The 14,777-nt window shown below is 74.5% G+C and carries 13 protein-coding genes and 1 riboswitch; of the genes, 11 read left to right on the top strand and 2 right to left on the bottom strand.

The genetic code is table 11. The features are described from left to right. A partial coding sequence (locus J1M44_RS00755) for an agmatine deiminase family protein (RefSeq protein ID WP_206480359.1) occupies positions 1–1,027 on the top strand: 1,027 nt, incomplete at its 5' end. Here J1M44_RS00755 and J1M44_RS00760 read toward each other — a convergent pair. After that, positions 993–2,279 (bottom strand): AI-2E family transporter, encoded by a 1,287-nt coding sequence (locus J1M44_RS00760; protein ID WP_060775100.1) that lies wholly within the window; start codon positions 2,277–2,279, stop codon positions 993–995. The two genes, J1M44_RS00755 and J1M44_RS00760, sit on opposite strands and share 35 nt — an antisense overlap. Before the next feature lie 46 nt (positions 2,280–2,325). After that, a riboswitch (TPP riboswitch) is annotated at positions 2,326–2,431 on the top strand. A 70-nt stretch (positions 2,432–2,501) separates the two neighbouring features. Here J1M44_RS00760 and J1M44_RS00765 point away from each other — a divergent pair. The 7 genes from J1M44_RS00765 (at position 2,502) to J1M44_RS00795 (ending at position 10,162) form a co-directional block, all read left to right on the top strand. Beyond that, the gene (locus J1M44_RS00765; RefSeq protein WP_060775101.1) at positions 2,502–3,569 is read left to right on the top strand and encodes a thiamine ABC transporter substrate-binding protein; all 1,068 of its coding nucleotides are present in this window, start codon (positions 2,502–2,504) and stop codon (positions 3,567–3,569) included. Next, positions 3,569–5,299 (top strand): ABC transporter permease, encoded by a 1,731-nt coding sequence (locus J1M44_RS00770; protein WP_049147483.1) that lies wholly within the window; start codon positions 3,569–3,571, stop codon positions 5,297–5,299. The genes J1M44_RS00765 and J1M44_RS00770 overlap by 1 nt, the downstream gene beginning before the upstream one ends. Beyond that, positions 5,299–6,000, top strand: coding sequence for an ABC transporter ATP-binding protein (locus tag J1M44_RS00775; RefSeq protein WP_036316162.1), 702 nt, complete (start codon positions 5,299–5,301; stop codon positions 5,998–6,000). The genes J1M44_RS00770 and J1M44_RS00775 overlap by 1 nt, the downstream gene beginning before the upstream one ends. Beyond that, positions 5,997–6,503, top strand: coding sequence for a TetR family transcriptional regulator (locus J1M44_RS00780; protein WP_010080165.1), 507 nt, complete (start codon positions 5,997–5,999; stop codon positions 6,501–6,503). The genes J1M44_RS00775 and J1M44_RS00780 overlap by 4 nt, the downstream gene beginning before the upstream one ends. A gap of 212 nt (positions 6,504–6,715) precedes the next feature. Then, positions 6,716–8,068 (top strand): RNase H family protein, encoded by a 1,353-nt coding sequence (locus tag J1M44_RS00785; protein ID WP_060775103.1) that lies wholly within the window; start codon positions 6,716–6,718, stop codon positions 8,066–8,068. Between the two features lie 61 nt (positions 8,069–8,129). Beyond that, positions 8,130–9,572 carry an alanine/glycine:cation symporter family protein gene (locus tag J1M44_RS00790; protein ID WP_060775104.1) on the top strand — a complete coding sequence of 481 codons (1,443 nt, stop codon included), beginning with the start codon at positions 8,130–8,132 and terminating at the stop codon, positions 9,570–9,572. Positions 9,573–9,766: 194 nt separating this feature from the next. Beyond that, complete coding sequence (locus J1M44_RS00795; RefSeq protein WP_060775105.1) at positions 9,767–10,162, top strand: hypothetical protein; 396 nt, start codon at positions 9,767–9,769, stop codon at positions 10,160–10,162. 138 nt (positions 10,163–10,300) lie between these two features. Here the strand turns inward: J1M44_RS00795 and J1M44_RS00800 are convergent, their stop codons facing one another. Continuing rightward, positions 10,301–10,555, bottom strand: coding sequence for a DUF6480 family protein (locus J1M44_RS00800; RefSeq protein WP_060775106.1), 255 nt, complete (start codon positions 10,553–10,555; stop codon positions 10,301–10,303). A 257-nt stretch (positions 10,556–10,812) separates the two neighbouring features. On the opposite strand from J1M44_RS00800, the gene J1M44_RS00805 reads away from it, so the two are divergent. Genes J1M44_RS00805 through J1M44_RS00815 form a run of 3 tightly spaced genes read left to right on the top strand, consistent with a single transcriptional unit; the run spans position 10,813 to position 14,773 of the window. After that, complete coding sequence (locus J1M44_RS00805) at positions 10,813–11,961, top strand: acetyl-CoA C-acetyltransferase (RefSeq protein WP_060775107.1); 1,149 nt, start codon at positions 10,813–10,815, stop codon at positions 11,959–11,961. 20 nt (positions 11,962–11,981) lie between these two features. Next, the gene (locus J1M44_RS00810; RefSeq protein WP_206480360.1) at positions 11,982–13,574 is read left to right on the top strand and encodes a fatty acyl-CoA synthetase; all 1,593 of its coding nucleotides are present in this window, start codon (positions 11,982–11,984) and stop codon (positions 13,572–13,574) included. Further along, positions 13,574–14,773 (top strand): acyl-CoA dehydrogenase family protein, encoded by a 1,200-nt coding sequence (locus tag J1M44_RS00815; protein WP_060775109.1) that lies wholly within the window; start codon positions 13,574–13,576, stop codon positions 14,771–14,773. The genes J1M44_RS00810 and J1M44_RS00815 overlap by 1 nt, the downstream gene beginning before the upstream one ends. Positions 14,774–14,777: the final 4 nt, after the last annotated feature.

Genomic DNA, 14,777 nt, shown 5'->3' on the forward strand with positions numbered 1-14,777 from the left:
CGCCCCCACCCACGCGCGGGAGCGCCGGGACGTCGTCGTGCCCGGGCCCGAGGACCCGCCCGAGCGGGCCTGGCTCGTCCTGCCCCACCGCCACCCGGTGCCGACGCTGTTGGACGAGACGCGGGACGCCGTCGTGGGCCTGGCCGAGACGCTCGCTGCCGTCCTGCCGGTCACCGTGCTCGCCCACCCGCGCGACGCCGGGGCGGCGCGGCTGGTGCCCCCGGAGGTGGACCTGCTGCGCGCGCCCGTGGGCTCACCGCTGCTGGGCCGCACCGGGCCGAGCTTCATCCGCCGCCCCGAGGGCCTGGCCGCCGTCGCCTGGCGCAGCGCCGCGGGCCTGACCGGGACCGGGCCGCTCGACGGCGCGGCCGCGACGGCCGTGGCGGAGGCGGCGGGACTGCCGCTGCTCACCCCCCTGCTGTGCGCCCCGCGCGGGGCCTGGGTGACCGACGGCGAGGGGACGGCCGCGGTGGCCGCGGACCCCGTGCTGGACGGGCGGATCAACGGCGCGTGGACCCCCGGCCAGGTGGCCGCCGAGTTCGCCGCCCTGCTGGGGATCACCCGGGTGCTGTGGCTGCCGCCGGCACCGCGGCCGGACACCGGGCCGTGGGGCGGGCCCGGCCACCTGGCCTCGTGGGTGCGGCTGCGGGGCGACGGCGAGGCCGCCGTGCACTGGCGCGGCGACCGGTTCCACCCCGAGCACCCCTACGCCGCGGCGGCGCTGCGCTTCCTGCAGGGCGCCGACGACGCCGCCGGCCGGCCCCTGCGCGTGCGCACGGTGACCGGGGCGGCGCAGCCCGCCGAGTACGACCCGGCCGAGCGGGGCCCCCGCTCCCTCCTGGACACGCTGCCGCTGGGCGCGGCGGTGCTGCGGCCGGCGTTCGAGGACGCCGCGGGCGAGGAGGCCGCGGCCGCCGCGTGCGCGGCACTGCACCCGGGGCTGCCCCAGCTGTCGTTCCCCGCCCCGCCGCTGCTGCGGCTGGCCGGCGCGCTCAACGACCTGGTGCTGCTCCAGCCTCGCCCGTGACCTCGTCCGCCGCGGGGCCGTCGTCGTCCCCGCCGTCCGCCGGGGCGCGGTCCTCGTCCTTCCCGTGCGCGTCGGACCGCCAGGCCGCCGGGCGCAGTCGTTCCAGGAGCGAGGACTGACGGCGCTCCATGCCCTTCAGGTCCGAGGCGATGAGCGCGTTGATCCAGCGGGCGTTCGGGTCGGCGTCGATCAGCACGGCCTTGGCCAGCAGTGTGCAGGGCAGCGCGAGGATGGCGCCGAGCGGGCCGAGGACCCAGGCCCAGAAGAGCAGGGAGAGGAAGCTGACGGTGGGGATCACGCCGATCGCATCGCCGGCCACCTTGGGCTGGATCACGGACTGCAGCACGAAGTTCAGCACCGAGTAGCTGACCACCACCCACAGGAAGTCGGACCAGCCGCCCGCCGCCAGGCCCAGGACGGCCGGCGGCAGCAGGCCGATGATGAAGCCGACGTTCGGGACGTAGTTGGTGAGGAAGCTGAGCACGCCCCACACGAGCGCGAGCGGGACGCCGATCAGCATGAGGGCGATCACGTCCAGCACCGCCACGATCAGGCCGAACACCGTGGTGACCACCCAGTAGCGGCGCACGCCCTGGGCGAACTCGACCAGGGCGTGGCCGAACTCGTGGCGGGCGGTGCTGAGCAGGCGGACGCGGCGTTCGACGTCCATCGAGTCCATCGCCAGGAAGAACATGCCCATGATCACGGTGACGAGCAGGCCGAAGACCGCGTAGACGTTCGTGGCGATCTTCGTGACGGCGCTGACGGCCGTCCCGGTCACGGCGCTCATGTCGATCGAGGCCAGCTGCTGGGACACCATGTCCGGGGTCACGCCGCGCTCGTTGAGCCAGTGCGAGACGTCCAGGACGATCTGCTGGAAGCGGTCCGTGTACTTCGGCAGCTCCGCCACCAGCTCGAGGCCGGACCACACCATCATGCCGCCGAACACGGCCATCACCGCGACGACCAGCAGGACGGTGGTGGTGGCCCCGAGCACGGGGTGCAGGCCCCGGCGGATGAGCCAGGCCTGCAGCGGGTAGGCCACGATCACGAGGTTCAGCCCCAGGAAGACGGGGGCCGCGATGGAGGCGATCCCCTGGAAGAACTGCACCACCAGCACCAGACCCGCGAGCGTCAGGACGATCACCAGCATGCGCGGCCACATGCGGTGGGGGCGGCGGATGTCCCAGTCGGAGGCGGGACTGGACGAGGCGGAGGGCGGGGTCACCCCCGCGGGCTGTGCGGCGCTCACGCGGGCAGTCTATGCGCGGGCCGGACGGGGTAGGGTCGGGACCAGTCCACATCGACAGGGGAGCGCCCGCGCGGCGCTGAGAGTGCGGTCCGCCGCAGACCCTCGAACCTGCTCCGGTCCGCACCGGCGAAGGAAGTCGAGTCTCCCGGTCGACGTCGTCCCGGGATTCCGGTGGCGGCCTCGTCCCGGCCCCTCTGCCGTCCCAGACAGAGGAGAACCGCCATGTCCCGCACCCCGCACCGCGCCCTCGCCGCCCTCTCGGTGGCCGCCCTCGCCCTCACCGGCTGTTCGGTGTCCGGCTCGTCCGGCGACGGGGCGTCGTCGTCCGCCGCCGGGGCCGGCGGCGGCGAGTCGACGACCGTGACGATCATGACGCACGACTCGTTCAACCTGCCCCAGGAGCTCGTCCAGAAGTTCGAGCAGGAGTCCGGCTACACCCTGAAGACCACGGCCCCCGGCGACGCCGGCAGCGTGGTGAACCAGCTCCTGCTGGCCAAGGACGAGCCCACCGTGGACGGCGTCTACGGCGTGGAGGACCACTCGGCGCACCGCCTCGTCCGCGAGGGCGTCGTCGCCGCCTACACCCCGAAGGACCTGCCCGCCTCCGCGCAGGACCGGATGGTGGAGGACCGCATGACCCCGGTGGACCAGGGCCAGGTGTGCTTCAACACGGATCCGGCGTGGTTCACCGCCCACGACGTCGAGGCCCCCACCTCGATCGACCAGCTCGACGACCCCGAGTACGCGAAGCTGACGGTCGCCACCTCCCCCGTGGCCTCCTCCCCCGGCCTGGCGCTGCTCGCGGCCACCACGGAGAAGTACGGCGACGACGGCTGGCAGGACTGGTGGCGGGGCCTGATGGAGAACGGCGGCAAGGTCGCCGACAGCTGGTCCGACGCCTACAACTCGGACTTCTCCGGCGGCGAGGGCAAGGGTCAGTTCCCGGTGGTGCTCTCCTACTCCTCCTCCCCCGCGTTCGCTCCCGAGACCGAGGTGATCGAGGACTCCTGCACCCCGCAGGTCGAGTACGCCGGCGTGCTCGAGGGCGCGAAGAACCCCGAGGGCGCGCAGGCGTTCGTGGACTTCATGCTCACCGAGGAGGTCCAGTCCGCCCTGCCCGAGTCGATGTACATGTACCCGATCGACGAGTCGGTGCAGCTGCCCGAGGAGTGGGCGCAGAACGCGCCGCTCGTCGAGGACGCCATCACCCCGGACCCCGCCCGCATCGACGAGCGCCGCGAGGACCTGCTGAAGGAGTGGACCGCCCTGGCCGAGGCCTCCCGGCGCTGATGTCCGCGCTCACCGAGGTCGCGGCCCCCGGCACGGACCTGCCGCGCCGGCGGGCCCGCGGCCGGGGGGACGGGCTCGGCCCGTGGTGGCTGGTGGCCGCCGTCCTGCCAGTCGCCTTCCTGCTCGTCTTCTTCGCGTGGCCCGTGGCGGCCATGCTCTGGCGCGGGATCGGCGGCGACGCCGACGCGTTCACCGGCGCCGTGGACCTCACCGCCTTCAGGGAGACCCTCGCCCGCGAGCGCACGTGGCGCATCCTCGGCCAGACGCTCGGGATGGCCGCCGCCGGCACGGTGGTCTCGGTGGCGCTCGGCCTGCCGACCGCGTTCGTGCTGCACCGGCGTCGCGTCCCGGGGCGGGCCGTGCTCCGCGCCCTCGTGCTCGTGCCGTTCGTGCTGCCCACGGTGGTGGTCGGCGTCGCGTTCCGCGCCCTGCTCGCCCCCGGCGGGCCGCTGGGCTTCACCGGGCTGGACCAGACGACCACCGCCGTCGTGCTGGCCATGGTCTTCTTCAACGTGTCCGTGGTGGTGCGCCAGGTGGGCGCGCTGTGGAACGCGCTGGACCCCCGCCAGACCGAGGCCGCCCGCACCCTGGGCGCCTCGCCGTGGCGGGCGTTCCGCACCGTGACGCTGCCCCAGCTCGCCCCGGCGATCGCCGCGAGCGCGGCCCTGGTGTTCCTGTTCTGCGCGTCCGCGTTCGGCATCGTCCAGACGCTCGGCCGGCCCGGCTACGGCACGCTCGAGTCGGAGATCTGGGTGCAGACCTCCGTCTACCTGGACCTGCGGACCGCGGCGGTGTTCTCCGTGCTGCAGTTCGCGGTGGTGCTGGCCGCCGTCGTGGTCTCCGGCGTGACGGCGGCGCGCACCCAGCGGGCGCTGCGCCTGCGGGAGACGCCGCCGGCCCGGCTCACGCGCGCGGACGCGGTCCCGGTGGCCGTGATGCTCGCGGTGGTGGCGCTTGTGGTGGCCCCGATCCTGACGCTCGTGGTGCGCTCCTTCCACACCCGCCATGGCTGGGGGTTGGGCAACTATCGGCTGCTGTCCACGAGCGCGGGCAGCGGGTTCGTGGGCGGGTCGACGCCGGCCCAGGCGCTCGAACAGTCCCTGCGGGTGGCCGTGGACGCCACGCTCGTGACGCTCGTGGTGGCCGTGCCGCTGGCCCTGCTGCTGACCCGGCCCTTCCGTTCACGCGCGGCGCTGGCGGCCCAGCGGGCCCTCGACGGCGCCCTGCTCCTGCCGCTCGGGGTGTCCGCGGTGACCGTGGGCTTCGGCTTCGTCGTGTCCCTGCGGGCCGCGTTCCCGGAGCTGGCGGCCTCGGGCGTGCTCGTGCCGCTGGCCCAGGCGGTGGTGGCGCTGCCGCTCGCGGTGCGGGCGCTCGTGCCCGTGCTCGCGGCGGTGGACCCGCGGCTGCGGGAGGCCGCGCGCACCCTCGGGGCGGGCCCGTGGCGGGTGCTGGCCACGGTGGACGGCCCGTTCCTCGCCCGCGGCGTGGGCGTGGCGGCGGGCTTCGCGTTCGCGGTGTCCCTGGGCGAGTTCGGGGCCACGAGCTTCCTGGCGAGCCCGTCCGCGCCCACCCTTCCGGTGCTGATCGCCCGGCTGCTGGGCCGGCCGGGCGCGGACAACTACGGGATGGCGCTCGCGGCGGCCACGGTGCTGGCCGTGCTGAGCGCCGGGATCATGCTGGTGTGCGAGCGGCTGCGCCCCCGGGGCCCGGCCGGGGCGGGAGGTCTGTGATGACGCCGACGACGACGGGGGCCTCCCTCCGGCTCCGGGACGTGGCGATCCGCTACCCGGACGGCTCCACCCCCGTGCGGGGGACGGACCTGGACGTGGCCGCCGGGGAGATCGTGGCGCTCGTGGGCGCCTCCGGCTCGGGCAAGTCCACCATCCTGCGCGGGATCGCCGGGCTCGAGGACGTCGTGGCGGGCACGGTGGAGCTCGACGGGCGGGACGTGGCGGCGGTGCCGACGCACCGCCGGGGCGTGGGGATGGTGTTCCAGGACGGGCAGCTGTTCCCGCACCGGACCGTGGGCCGGAACGTGGCGTACGGCCTCGAGTCCGCCGGCTGGGACCGGGCCCGGCGGCGGGCACGCGTGGCCGAGCTGCTGGACCTGGTGGGCCTGACCGAGCTCACGGACCGGCCCGTGCAGCGGCTTTCCGGCGGGCAGGCCCAGCGCGTGGCGCTCGCCCGGTCGCTGGCCCCGGCCCCGCGGGTGCTCCTGCTGGACGAGCCGCTGTCCGCGCTCGACGCGGACCTGCGCCGGCGCCTGGCCGAGGACATCCGGGCGGTGCTGCGGGCGGCGGGGACGACCGGCGTCGTCGTCACCCACGATCTCGCGGAGGCCGCCGTGATGGCCGACCGCACCGTGCGCCTCGGTGCGGGGGGACGCATCGCGGCGGAGGAGGACGGCCCGGCGGTAGCCTCTCAGGCATGACCCCGCCCGCACCCCGCCCCCGGCTGACCGCCCAGGACGTGGTGGACGCCGCCGTCGGGATCCTGCAGGACTTCGGCATGGGCGACCTGTCCATGCGGCGCGTGGCCGCGGTGCTGGGCGTGCAGGCCTCCGCGCTGTACTGGCACGTGCCGGACAAGCAGTCGCTGCTGGCGCGGGTGGCGGACCGGATCGTCGCCGAGGCGGAGGAGACCGTGCGCGCCCGCCGCGTCACGGACCTGGCGGGCCGCGCCGAGGCCGCGGAGGCCGCCCTGCTGCGGCACCGGGACGGGGCGGACGTGGTGCTCTCCGCCCTCGCGCTCGGGCTGGGCGGTCTCGGCCTGCACCGTCTGCTCACCGAGGCGGCGGACACCCCGGAGGACGGGGAGCGGGCCCTGGCGCTGCTGCTGGGCACCGTGTCCCTGCGACAGCAGCGCGCGCAGGCGCAGGCGCTCGGCGTGCCGACCGGCCCGGACGTGCAGCGGCACCGCACGGACCCGCTCTGACCCCTCGTCCGACGCCGCCGCGCGGGAGGCCGAGGAGAGGAGACCTGCCTCCTCACAGGTGCGCTCGGTAAGGTCGCCCAGAGCAGAACAGGTCGGGACGGGTCGTCCCCTTCGTCCACGGCGATCCCGCCCGACCGCCGCAGGACCAGCATGGCCCGCCGGACCCGGCTCACAGTTCCGGCGCGGTCCCCTTCGACCCAGCCGGCGAAGCCATGGGAGCACGGATCAACCACCCGCGGACGGTCGTGGACCGGACGCTGCATCACGACGTCGAGGCCGCACACCCCGCGGCGCTCGTCGACGTGGGCTGGGACTTCCGTGGTCCGGGCGCCAAGGCGGAGGAGCAGCACCGTCCCCTGCGCGTGGTCCGTGCCCGCCGGCCTCGGGGCACCCCGCGGGACCGCAACGACGTCGACCTCACGCGCACCGGCCCCGTCGTCCCCCGCCCCGCCCCGCCGCGCACCCGGATCCGCCGGGACGGCGTCCGCGTGGTGGCCAGCCCGCTGGCCATGCTGCCCGGCGTGGACCACGGCCCCGCCCTCCGCCTGGACCTGCACCCGACGACGGGGGGCATCGTCTACGTGGCCCGCGAGCTCGAGCTGCGCGAGCTCGGCGACGACGTCCGCGGCCACGTCTACACCGGCATGATCGGCACGGCGCACCTGAGCGCCTTCTGGTCCACCGTCACGGTCGAGCTGCCGCCGGAGCGCCCGGTGATCGTGCGACTGCGCTCGGACCGGGACGCCGAGCTGCTCGCCCTGCTCGAGGTCCTCGCCCCCGTGGACACGCGCGTGGTCTCCTACCGGCTCGACGAGTCCCCCGTGGGCACACAGCGCTCCAGCTACCTGCTGCCGGACGTCGACCCGGAGACGGTCGCCCAGACAGGCGCGGCCCGGATCCCGCTCGAGGCCGTCGAGGCCGCCCAGGAGGAGGAGGACGCGCTGCGCCGCTCCTCCGGCGTCTTCCTCTCCCGCCGCCGCACGGACCGCTTCCTGCGCCGCAACCTGCCCGGGGTGACCCACAGCCTCACGTTCGCGGACGAGGCGGACGTGACGGACGTGTACGTGGACGGCTCCGTGCTGCGCGGCTCCCGCATCGGCGGGGCGGCCGCCGTCGCCGGACCGAGCATGTGGGCCGTGCAGGCCGTGGCCGGGGCCACGATGCCGCTCGAGGTGGAACTCGAGGCCCTCGTGCTGGGGCACGTGATCTGCGCGTGGGCGGGCACCCCCGGCGGCCGGGTCACCATCCACTCGGACTCGCGCGCCGCGCTGGCCATGCTCAACGCCGCCCGCCGCGAGCGGCTCACCCTCGGCGGCGCCCGGGGCGAGCGCATCCGCCGCACCCTGCGGCGCCTGCTGGCCGCCGTCGACCTGGCGCAGGCCGCGGACGTCCAGGTGGACACCACGTGGGTCAAGGGCCACGTGGGCGTGCACGGCAACGAACTGGCCGACGACCTCGCCCGGGCCGCCGCCCGCCACGCCAGCGTCGGCACCCCCGAGGGGGACCTGCCCGAGCGGATGGGGCAGCTGATCCAGCTCCGCGTCGAGGACGACGCCGCCGGCTGACCCCGGCCCCCGATTCCCCGTCCTCCGCCCCAGCCTCTAGGGTGGGGCTGTGGAAGCGACAGTGGAACAGATCACAGCGGCCGTCACCGCCTTCAACGACAAGTACTGGTACGTCGTGATGGCGCTGCTCTTCGTGGCGGGGGTGTGGTTCACCATCCGGACCGTGGGCGTGCAGGTGCGCATGCTCCCGGAGATGCTCCGGTCGGTGACGGCCAAGTCCCAGACCGGGTTCGAGAACGACGGCGTGAGCCCGTTCCGCGCTTTCACCATCTCGGCGGCCTCGCGCGTGGGCACCGGCAACGTGGCCGGCGTGGCGATCGCGATCGTGATCGGCGGCCCGGGCGCCGTGTTCTGGATGTGGCTGCTGGCGATCATCGGCGGCGCCACCGCGTTCGTCGAGTCCACGCTGGCCCAGCTGTACAAGCAGAAGGGCGCGGACGGCTACTTCGGCGGGCCCGCGTACTACATCCGCGACGGTCTGGGCGCGAAGTGGCTGGCGGCCGTGTTCGCCGTCGCCATCACCGTGACCTACGGCTTCGTGTTCAACGCCGTGCAGTCCAACTCGATCTCCGAGTCCGTGCAGGCCAACTGGGGCGCGTCCTCCACCACCGCGTGGATCGTGGGCCTGGGCCTGGCCGCCCTCACCGGCCTCGTGATCTTCGGCGGCGTGCGCCGGCTCTCCGCCGTGACCAACGTGCTGGTCCCCGCGATGGCCACGTTCTACATCTTCCTGGCCCTGATCGTGATGGTCGTCAACATCACCGAGGTCCCGGGCATGATCGCGCTGATCGTGGGCCACGCCTTCGGCCTGCGCGAGGTCGCGGGCGCCGCCGTCGGCATGACGATGGTGATGCAGGGCGTGCGCCGCGGCATGTTCTCCAACGAGGCCGGCATGGGCTCCGCCCCGAACGCCGCCGCCACCGCGGCCGTCTCCCACCCGGCCAAGCAGGGCTTCGTGCAGTCCCTGGGCGTCTACTTCGACACCCTGATCGTGTGCTCGGCCACCGCGTTCGTCATCCTGCTCTCCAACCCGGCCTACGGACGCGGGGAGGCGCTCGGCATGCAGGTGACCCAGGGTGCGCTCCAGCAGGCCGTGGGCGCGTGGGCCGGCCCGGCGCTGACCGTCATCATCTTCTTCCTGGCCTGGTCCTCCGTGCTGGGCAACACCTACTACGGCGAGGCCAACATCCGGTACCTGGCCGGCCGCCACGCGGGCCCGGCCATCACCGTGTTCCGCGTGCTCGTGCTGGTGTGCGTGGTCGGCGGCGCGCTCGGCTCCGTGGCGCTGGTGTGGAACCTCGCGGACACGTTCGCGGCCCTCATGGCGACCATCAACCTCGTGGCGATCATCCCGCTGGGCGGGCTGGCCGTGAAGCTGCTCCGGGACTACGAGCGCAAGCTCAAGGCGGGCGTGGATCCGGGCTTCCACCTCTCCGACCTGCCCGAGGCGCGGAACGTGGCCCTCTGGCGGGACGAGCCGAAGACCTCCCCGCTCCAGGACTGACGCCCCCGCCCTCCCGCGCGTTTCGAGGCGGGATATCGACCCCATCCGGCTGCCGCGGGCGGCCGTGGGGTGGATATCCCGCCTCGATGCATGAGGAGGCCCGGTCTGGACACCGTGCGGGGGTCGGCGCCTAGGTTGAGGCGCACCCGACCGGCCACGCACGAGCGGCCGGCACGACGTCCGAGGAGGACACCATGGGCATCCTCTCCAGCCTCACCCGCACTCTCGGCGGCGGTGGCCGCCGCTCCAGCCGACCCACCATCGGTGCGCACATCGGCCGGTCCCCCGGCTTCGGCCGGCAGGCCCGCGCTCAGCGACGCCGGTCCAGCGGCCTGGGCGGTGCCCTCCTGGGCACGCTCGGCGGTCTGGCGCTGCGTGAGCTCTCGCGCCGCGGCGCCGGGGGCACGACGCGCGGGCGCAGCTCCGGTGCGTACCGCGGCGGCTTCGGGCCCTCCGCCCGGTCCACGGGCGGCCTCGGCACCGGCCTGCTGGGCGGGCTGCTCGGCGGGGCCCTCGCCTCCCGCGGCCGGCCCGGTGCCGTCGGCCGACGCACGGCGGGTGGCCGCCGGACCGTGGGCGGCGGCTTCTGACCGCTGCGGCGGTGCGGAGTCGCCGCTGAACAGCATCACCGCGGAGCGGACACGACCACGGGGCGGGCACCGACGGATCGGTGCCCGCCCCGTGGTCGTGTCGGGCCGGTGGCGTGCCCCAGGCGTCTGCGTCCCGGCTCAGCCGAGGCCGGCGACGCGGCCCAGGATGAACACCAGGACGCCGATGACCACGAGGGCGATGATCAGCCCGAGCACGATCTTGCCCGCCGAGCGCTCGCCGGTCTGCTCCACGTCCATGCCCGGGTTGTCCGGGCCGACGCCCGCGCCCTCGGCTGGGGGCGTGTCGCCGTCGAACGCGACGCCGGAGGTCTCGTCCGTCGCCTCGCGTGCGCGCCGGGCGTCCTGGGGGTCGGGGGTGTGCGGGGTGGCCATGGCCGGCTCCTCTCGTCTCGGCGGCACGGGTGCGCGCCGCTGGCCCTCATGGTAGGCCCGGGGCAGGGGGTCCTGACCAGGGTATGGCGACGCCCGCCCCAGCGCTTTCGTGGCCGAAACGGCGCGCCCCGAGCCGCTTTCGTTGACGAAACGGCGCTCCTCCACGCCGCCCGACGGATCCCGTCACACTCTTGATCGTTGGACGTCCAAGCAATAGCGTGATCGGCGTCACGTCCCCACCGTCCGGAGGAGCCCCCATGCCCGAGGCCTACATCATCGACGCCGTCCGCACCCCCGTGGGTCGCCGAGGGAAGGGGCTCGCCGACGTGCATCCCCTCGATCTGGCGGCCGCGCCGCTGCGCGAGATCGTCGCCCGCCAGGACATCGACTCGGCCGAATACGACGAGGTCATCCTCGGCTGCATCGACCAGCTCGGCCCCCAGGCCATGGACGTGGCGCGCAACGCCTGGCTCGCGGCCGGGCTCTCCGAGGACGTCCCCGGCACCACGGTCGAACGCCAGTGCGGCTCCGGCCAGCAGGCGGTCCACTACGCCGCGCAGGCCGTCATGAGCGGGACGGCGGACCTCGTCGTCGCCGGTGGCGTCCAGTCCATGTCCGCGATCCCGCTCTCCCGGTCCAACACGGCCGCCCGCGAGCTCGGCTTCCCCGACCCGTTCACCGGCTCCGAGTCCTGGGCCGCCCGCTACGGGGACGAGGAGATCTCCCAATTCCGCGGGGCCGAGATGATGGCCCGGCACTGGAACCTGGACCGGGACACCCTGGAGGAATTCGCGGTGCGCTCCCACGAGCGCGCGCTCGCCGCCCAGGCCGACGGTCGCTTCGACCGCGAGATCCTGCCCCTCGCCGGCCTCACCGCGGACGAGGGCCCCCGCACCCCGGACGCCGCGAAGATCGCCTCGCTCGACCCGATCGTCCCCGGCGGGCTGCACACCGCGGCCACCGCGTCCCAGATGTCCGACGGCGCGGCCGCCCTCCTGCTCGCCTCCGAGGAGGCCGTGCGCCGCCACGGCCTCACCCCGCGAGCCCGCATCCACCACCTCTCCGCCCGCGGCGCCGACCCCGTCATGATGCTCTCCGCCCCGATCCCGGCGACGGCGTACGCGCTCGACCGCATGGGCCTGACCATCGACGACATGGACCTCGTGGAGATCAACGAGGCGTTCGCCGCCGTCGTGCTGGCCTGGCTGACCGAGACCGGCGCGGACCCGGCGAAGGTCAACGTCAACGGCGGGGCGATCGCCCTGGGCCACCCCATCGGCGCCACCGGCGCCCGCCTGATGACCTCGCTGCTGCACGAGCTCGAGCGCAGCGGCGGCCGCTACGGCCTGCAGACCATGTGCGAGGGCGGCGGCCAGGCCAACGTCACCGTGATCGAACGTCTCTGACCCGTCCCCCGGAGGTTCCCATGCGAGGCCAGATCACCCACCCCACCGACACCCCCTCCCCCGCCCCGGAGGACACGATCGGCCGCGTGTTCGCACGCGCGGTCGCCCGCTCCCCGCAAGCCGTCGCCCTGCGCTTCGAGGACCGCGACTGGACCTACGCCCAGCTCCGGGACGGAGCGCACCGCGTGGCCCGCCGCCTCCAGGACACCGGCCTGCCGGCCGGCACCCGGGTGGCCGCCTACGCCACCAACTCGGACGCCTACGCGCTGCTCTTCCTTGCCTGCGTCACGGCCGGCTACGTGCACGTGCCCGTGAACTTCGCGCTCAAGGGCGGCGAGCTCGCGCACGCCCTCGAGGACTCCGGCGCGGAGCTGCTCGTGGCCGACGCCGGCATGCTCGAGCGGGTCGACCAGGTCCGGGCCGAGGGCCGCGCGTCGGCTCTGCGGCACGTGTGGACCATGCTCCCCGCCGGCCACGCCGAGCCCTCCGTGCTTCAGACCGCCCGGGACGAGACGTTGGACGCCGCCGCCCCGGAGGCGGAGGTGTCGGCCACCGACCTGGCCCAGCTGCTCTACACCTCCGGCACCACCTCCACTCCCAAGGGCGCCATGATGTCCCACCGGGCGCTCGTGGCGGAGTACCTCTCCTCGATCATCGCGCTGGACTTCACGGCCGAGGACCGCCCCCTCGTGGCCATGCCGCTGTACCACTCGGCCGCGATGCACGTGTTCCTGCTCCCCTACCTGAGCCTCGGCGCCACGGTGCGCCTGCTGGCCGCCCCGGACATCCCCCGGATGCTCGAGCTGGTGGAGACCGAGCACATCGGCTCCCTGTTCCTGGCGCCCACCGTCTGGGTGCCGCTGGCGAACCACCCGGACCTCGCCACACGCGACCTCTCCTCGCTGCGCAAGGCCCAGTACGGCGCCTCGATCATGCCGGTGACCGTGCTGCAGCGCCTCCGTCAGAGTCAGCCGGGCATCGGCTTCTACAACTGCTTCGGCCAGTCCGAGCTGGGCCCGCTGTGCACCGTGCTGCGCCCCGAGGAGCACGACGCGCGGCCGGCCTCATGCGGCCGCCCCGTGTTCCACGTGGAGGCGCGGGTGATGACGGCCGACGGCGCCCCCGCCGCGCCCGGCGAGCCCGGCGAGATCCAGTACCGCTCGCCGCAGCTGCTCTCCGGCTACTGGAACCGCCCGGACGCCACCGCGGACGCCTTCACCGACGACGGCTGGTTCCGCTCCGGCGACCAGGTCACCCAGGACGCCGCCGGCTACATCCAGGTGGTGGACCGCATCAAGGACGTCATCAACACGGGCGGCGTGCTGGTCGCGCCGCGCGAGGTCGAGGACGCGATCTACGAGCTCGACGAGGTGGCCGAGGTCGCCGTCATCGGCCTGCCGGACGAGCGCTGGATCGAGGCGGTGACCGCCGTCGTCGTGCTCAAGGAGGGCGCCGAGCTGACCGCGGAGACCGTGCGCGCCCACGTGAAGGAGCGGCTGGCGGGCTTCAAGGTGCCCAAGCGCGTGGACTTCGTGGCGGAGCTGCCGCGGAACCAGTCGGGCAAGCTGCTCAAGCGCGCGCTGCGCGCCGAGCGGACGCAGGAGGCCCGGTGATGCGCAGGCAGAAGCCGACCTACGACGTCGTCACGCCCCTGGACGTGGACTACCTGGACGCGTTCGGGGAGGCGACGGAGGAGGACCGCGCGCACTGGGACCGCGCCCGCGCCTACGGCCGGGAGGTGCTCGAACGGATCGACGGGCACTGGGACCGGGCGGAGTACCCGTTGGACCTGGTGGCGCGGGCGGGTGAGCTGGACCTGCTCACCGATGGGCTGGAGGTGCCGGGGCACGCGGTGATGTCGCCGTTGGCGGCGGGCCTGGTGGCGATGGAGATCTCCCGGGCGGACGGATCGATGGCAGCGGCTGCGGCCGTGCAGGGCGGGCTCGTGCTGCGCGCCCTGGTGCACTGCGCGAGCCCGGAGCAGAAGGAGCGGTACCTCGAACCGGTGGCGCGCGGCACGCTGCCGGGCGGGTTCGCACTCACGGAGCCGCTGCACGGCTCGGACTCGGTGTCCCTCGAGACGTCCGCGCGGCCCGACGGCGCCGGCGGCTGGGTGCTGAACGGCGCCAAGAAGTGGATCGGCAACGGCGCCGCCGGGGGCATCACGATCGTGTGGGCGCGCGATACCGAGGACGGCCAGGTCAAGGGCTTCGTGGTGGAGCAGTCCACACCCGGCTACGAGGCCGAGGTGATCACGGGCAAGGGCGCGCTGCGGGCGATCCACCAGGCCGAGATCACGCTGACCGACGTGCGGGTGGGCGACGACGCGCGGCTGCCGGGCGTGTCGACGTTCAAGGACGCCGCGCGCGTGCTGGTGGCCACCCGCGTGAACGTGGGGTGGTCCGCGCTGGGCCACGCGACCGCCATGTTCGAGGCCGCGCTGGCGTACGCCCGGCAGCGGGAGCAGTTCGGCAAGCCGCTGGGGGCGCACCAGATGGTGCAGGAACGGCTCGCGCAGATGCTGGACGAGGTGACCGCCATGCAGACCCGCTGCGTGGCCGTGGCCCGCCTGCAGGCGGCCGGGCGGCTGCGTGACGAGCAGGCCTCCCTGCTGAAGTACGCCTGCACCCGGGGTGCGCGGCGGGTGGCGCAGATCGCCCGGGACATGCTCGGCGGCAACGGCATCCTCCTCGAGCACCGGGTGATGCGGCACTTCGCCGACGTCGAGGCGCTGCACACCTACGAGGGCACCGAGTCCGTGCAGGCGTTGATCCTCGGCCGGGACCTGACCGGGATGAGCGCGTTCGCGTGAGCGC

Origin of the sequence: Micrococcus sp. KRD128 (assembly GCF_017168395.1) — a bacterium.
In the GTDB taxonomy this organism is placed as follows: Bacteria; Actinomycetota; Actinomycetes; order Actinomycetales; family Micrococcaceae; genus Micrococcus; species Micrococcus luteus.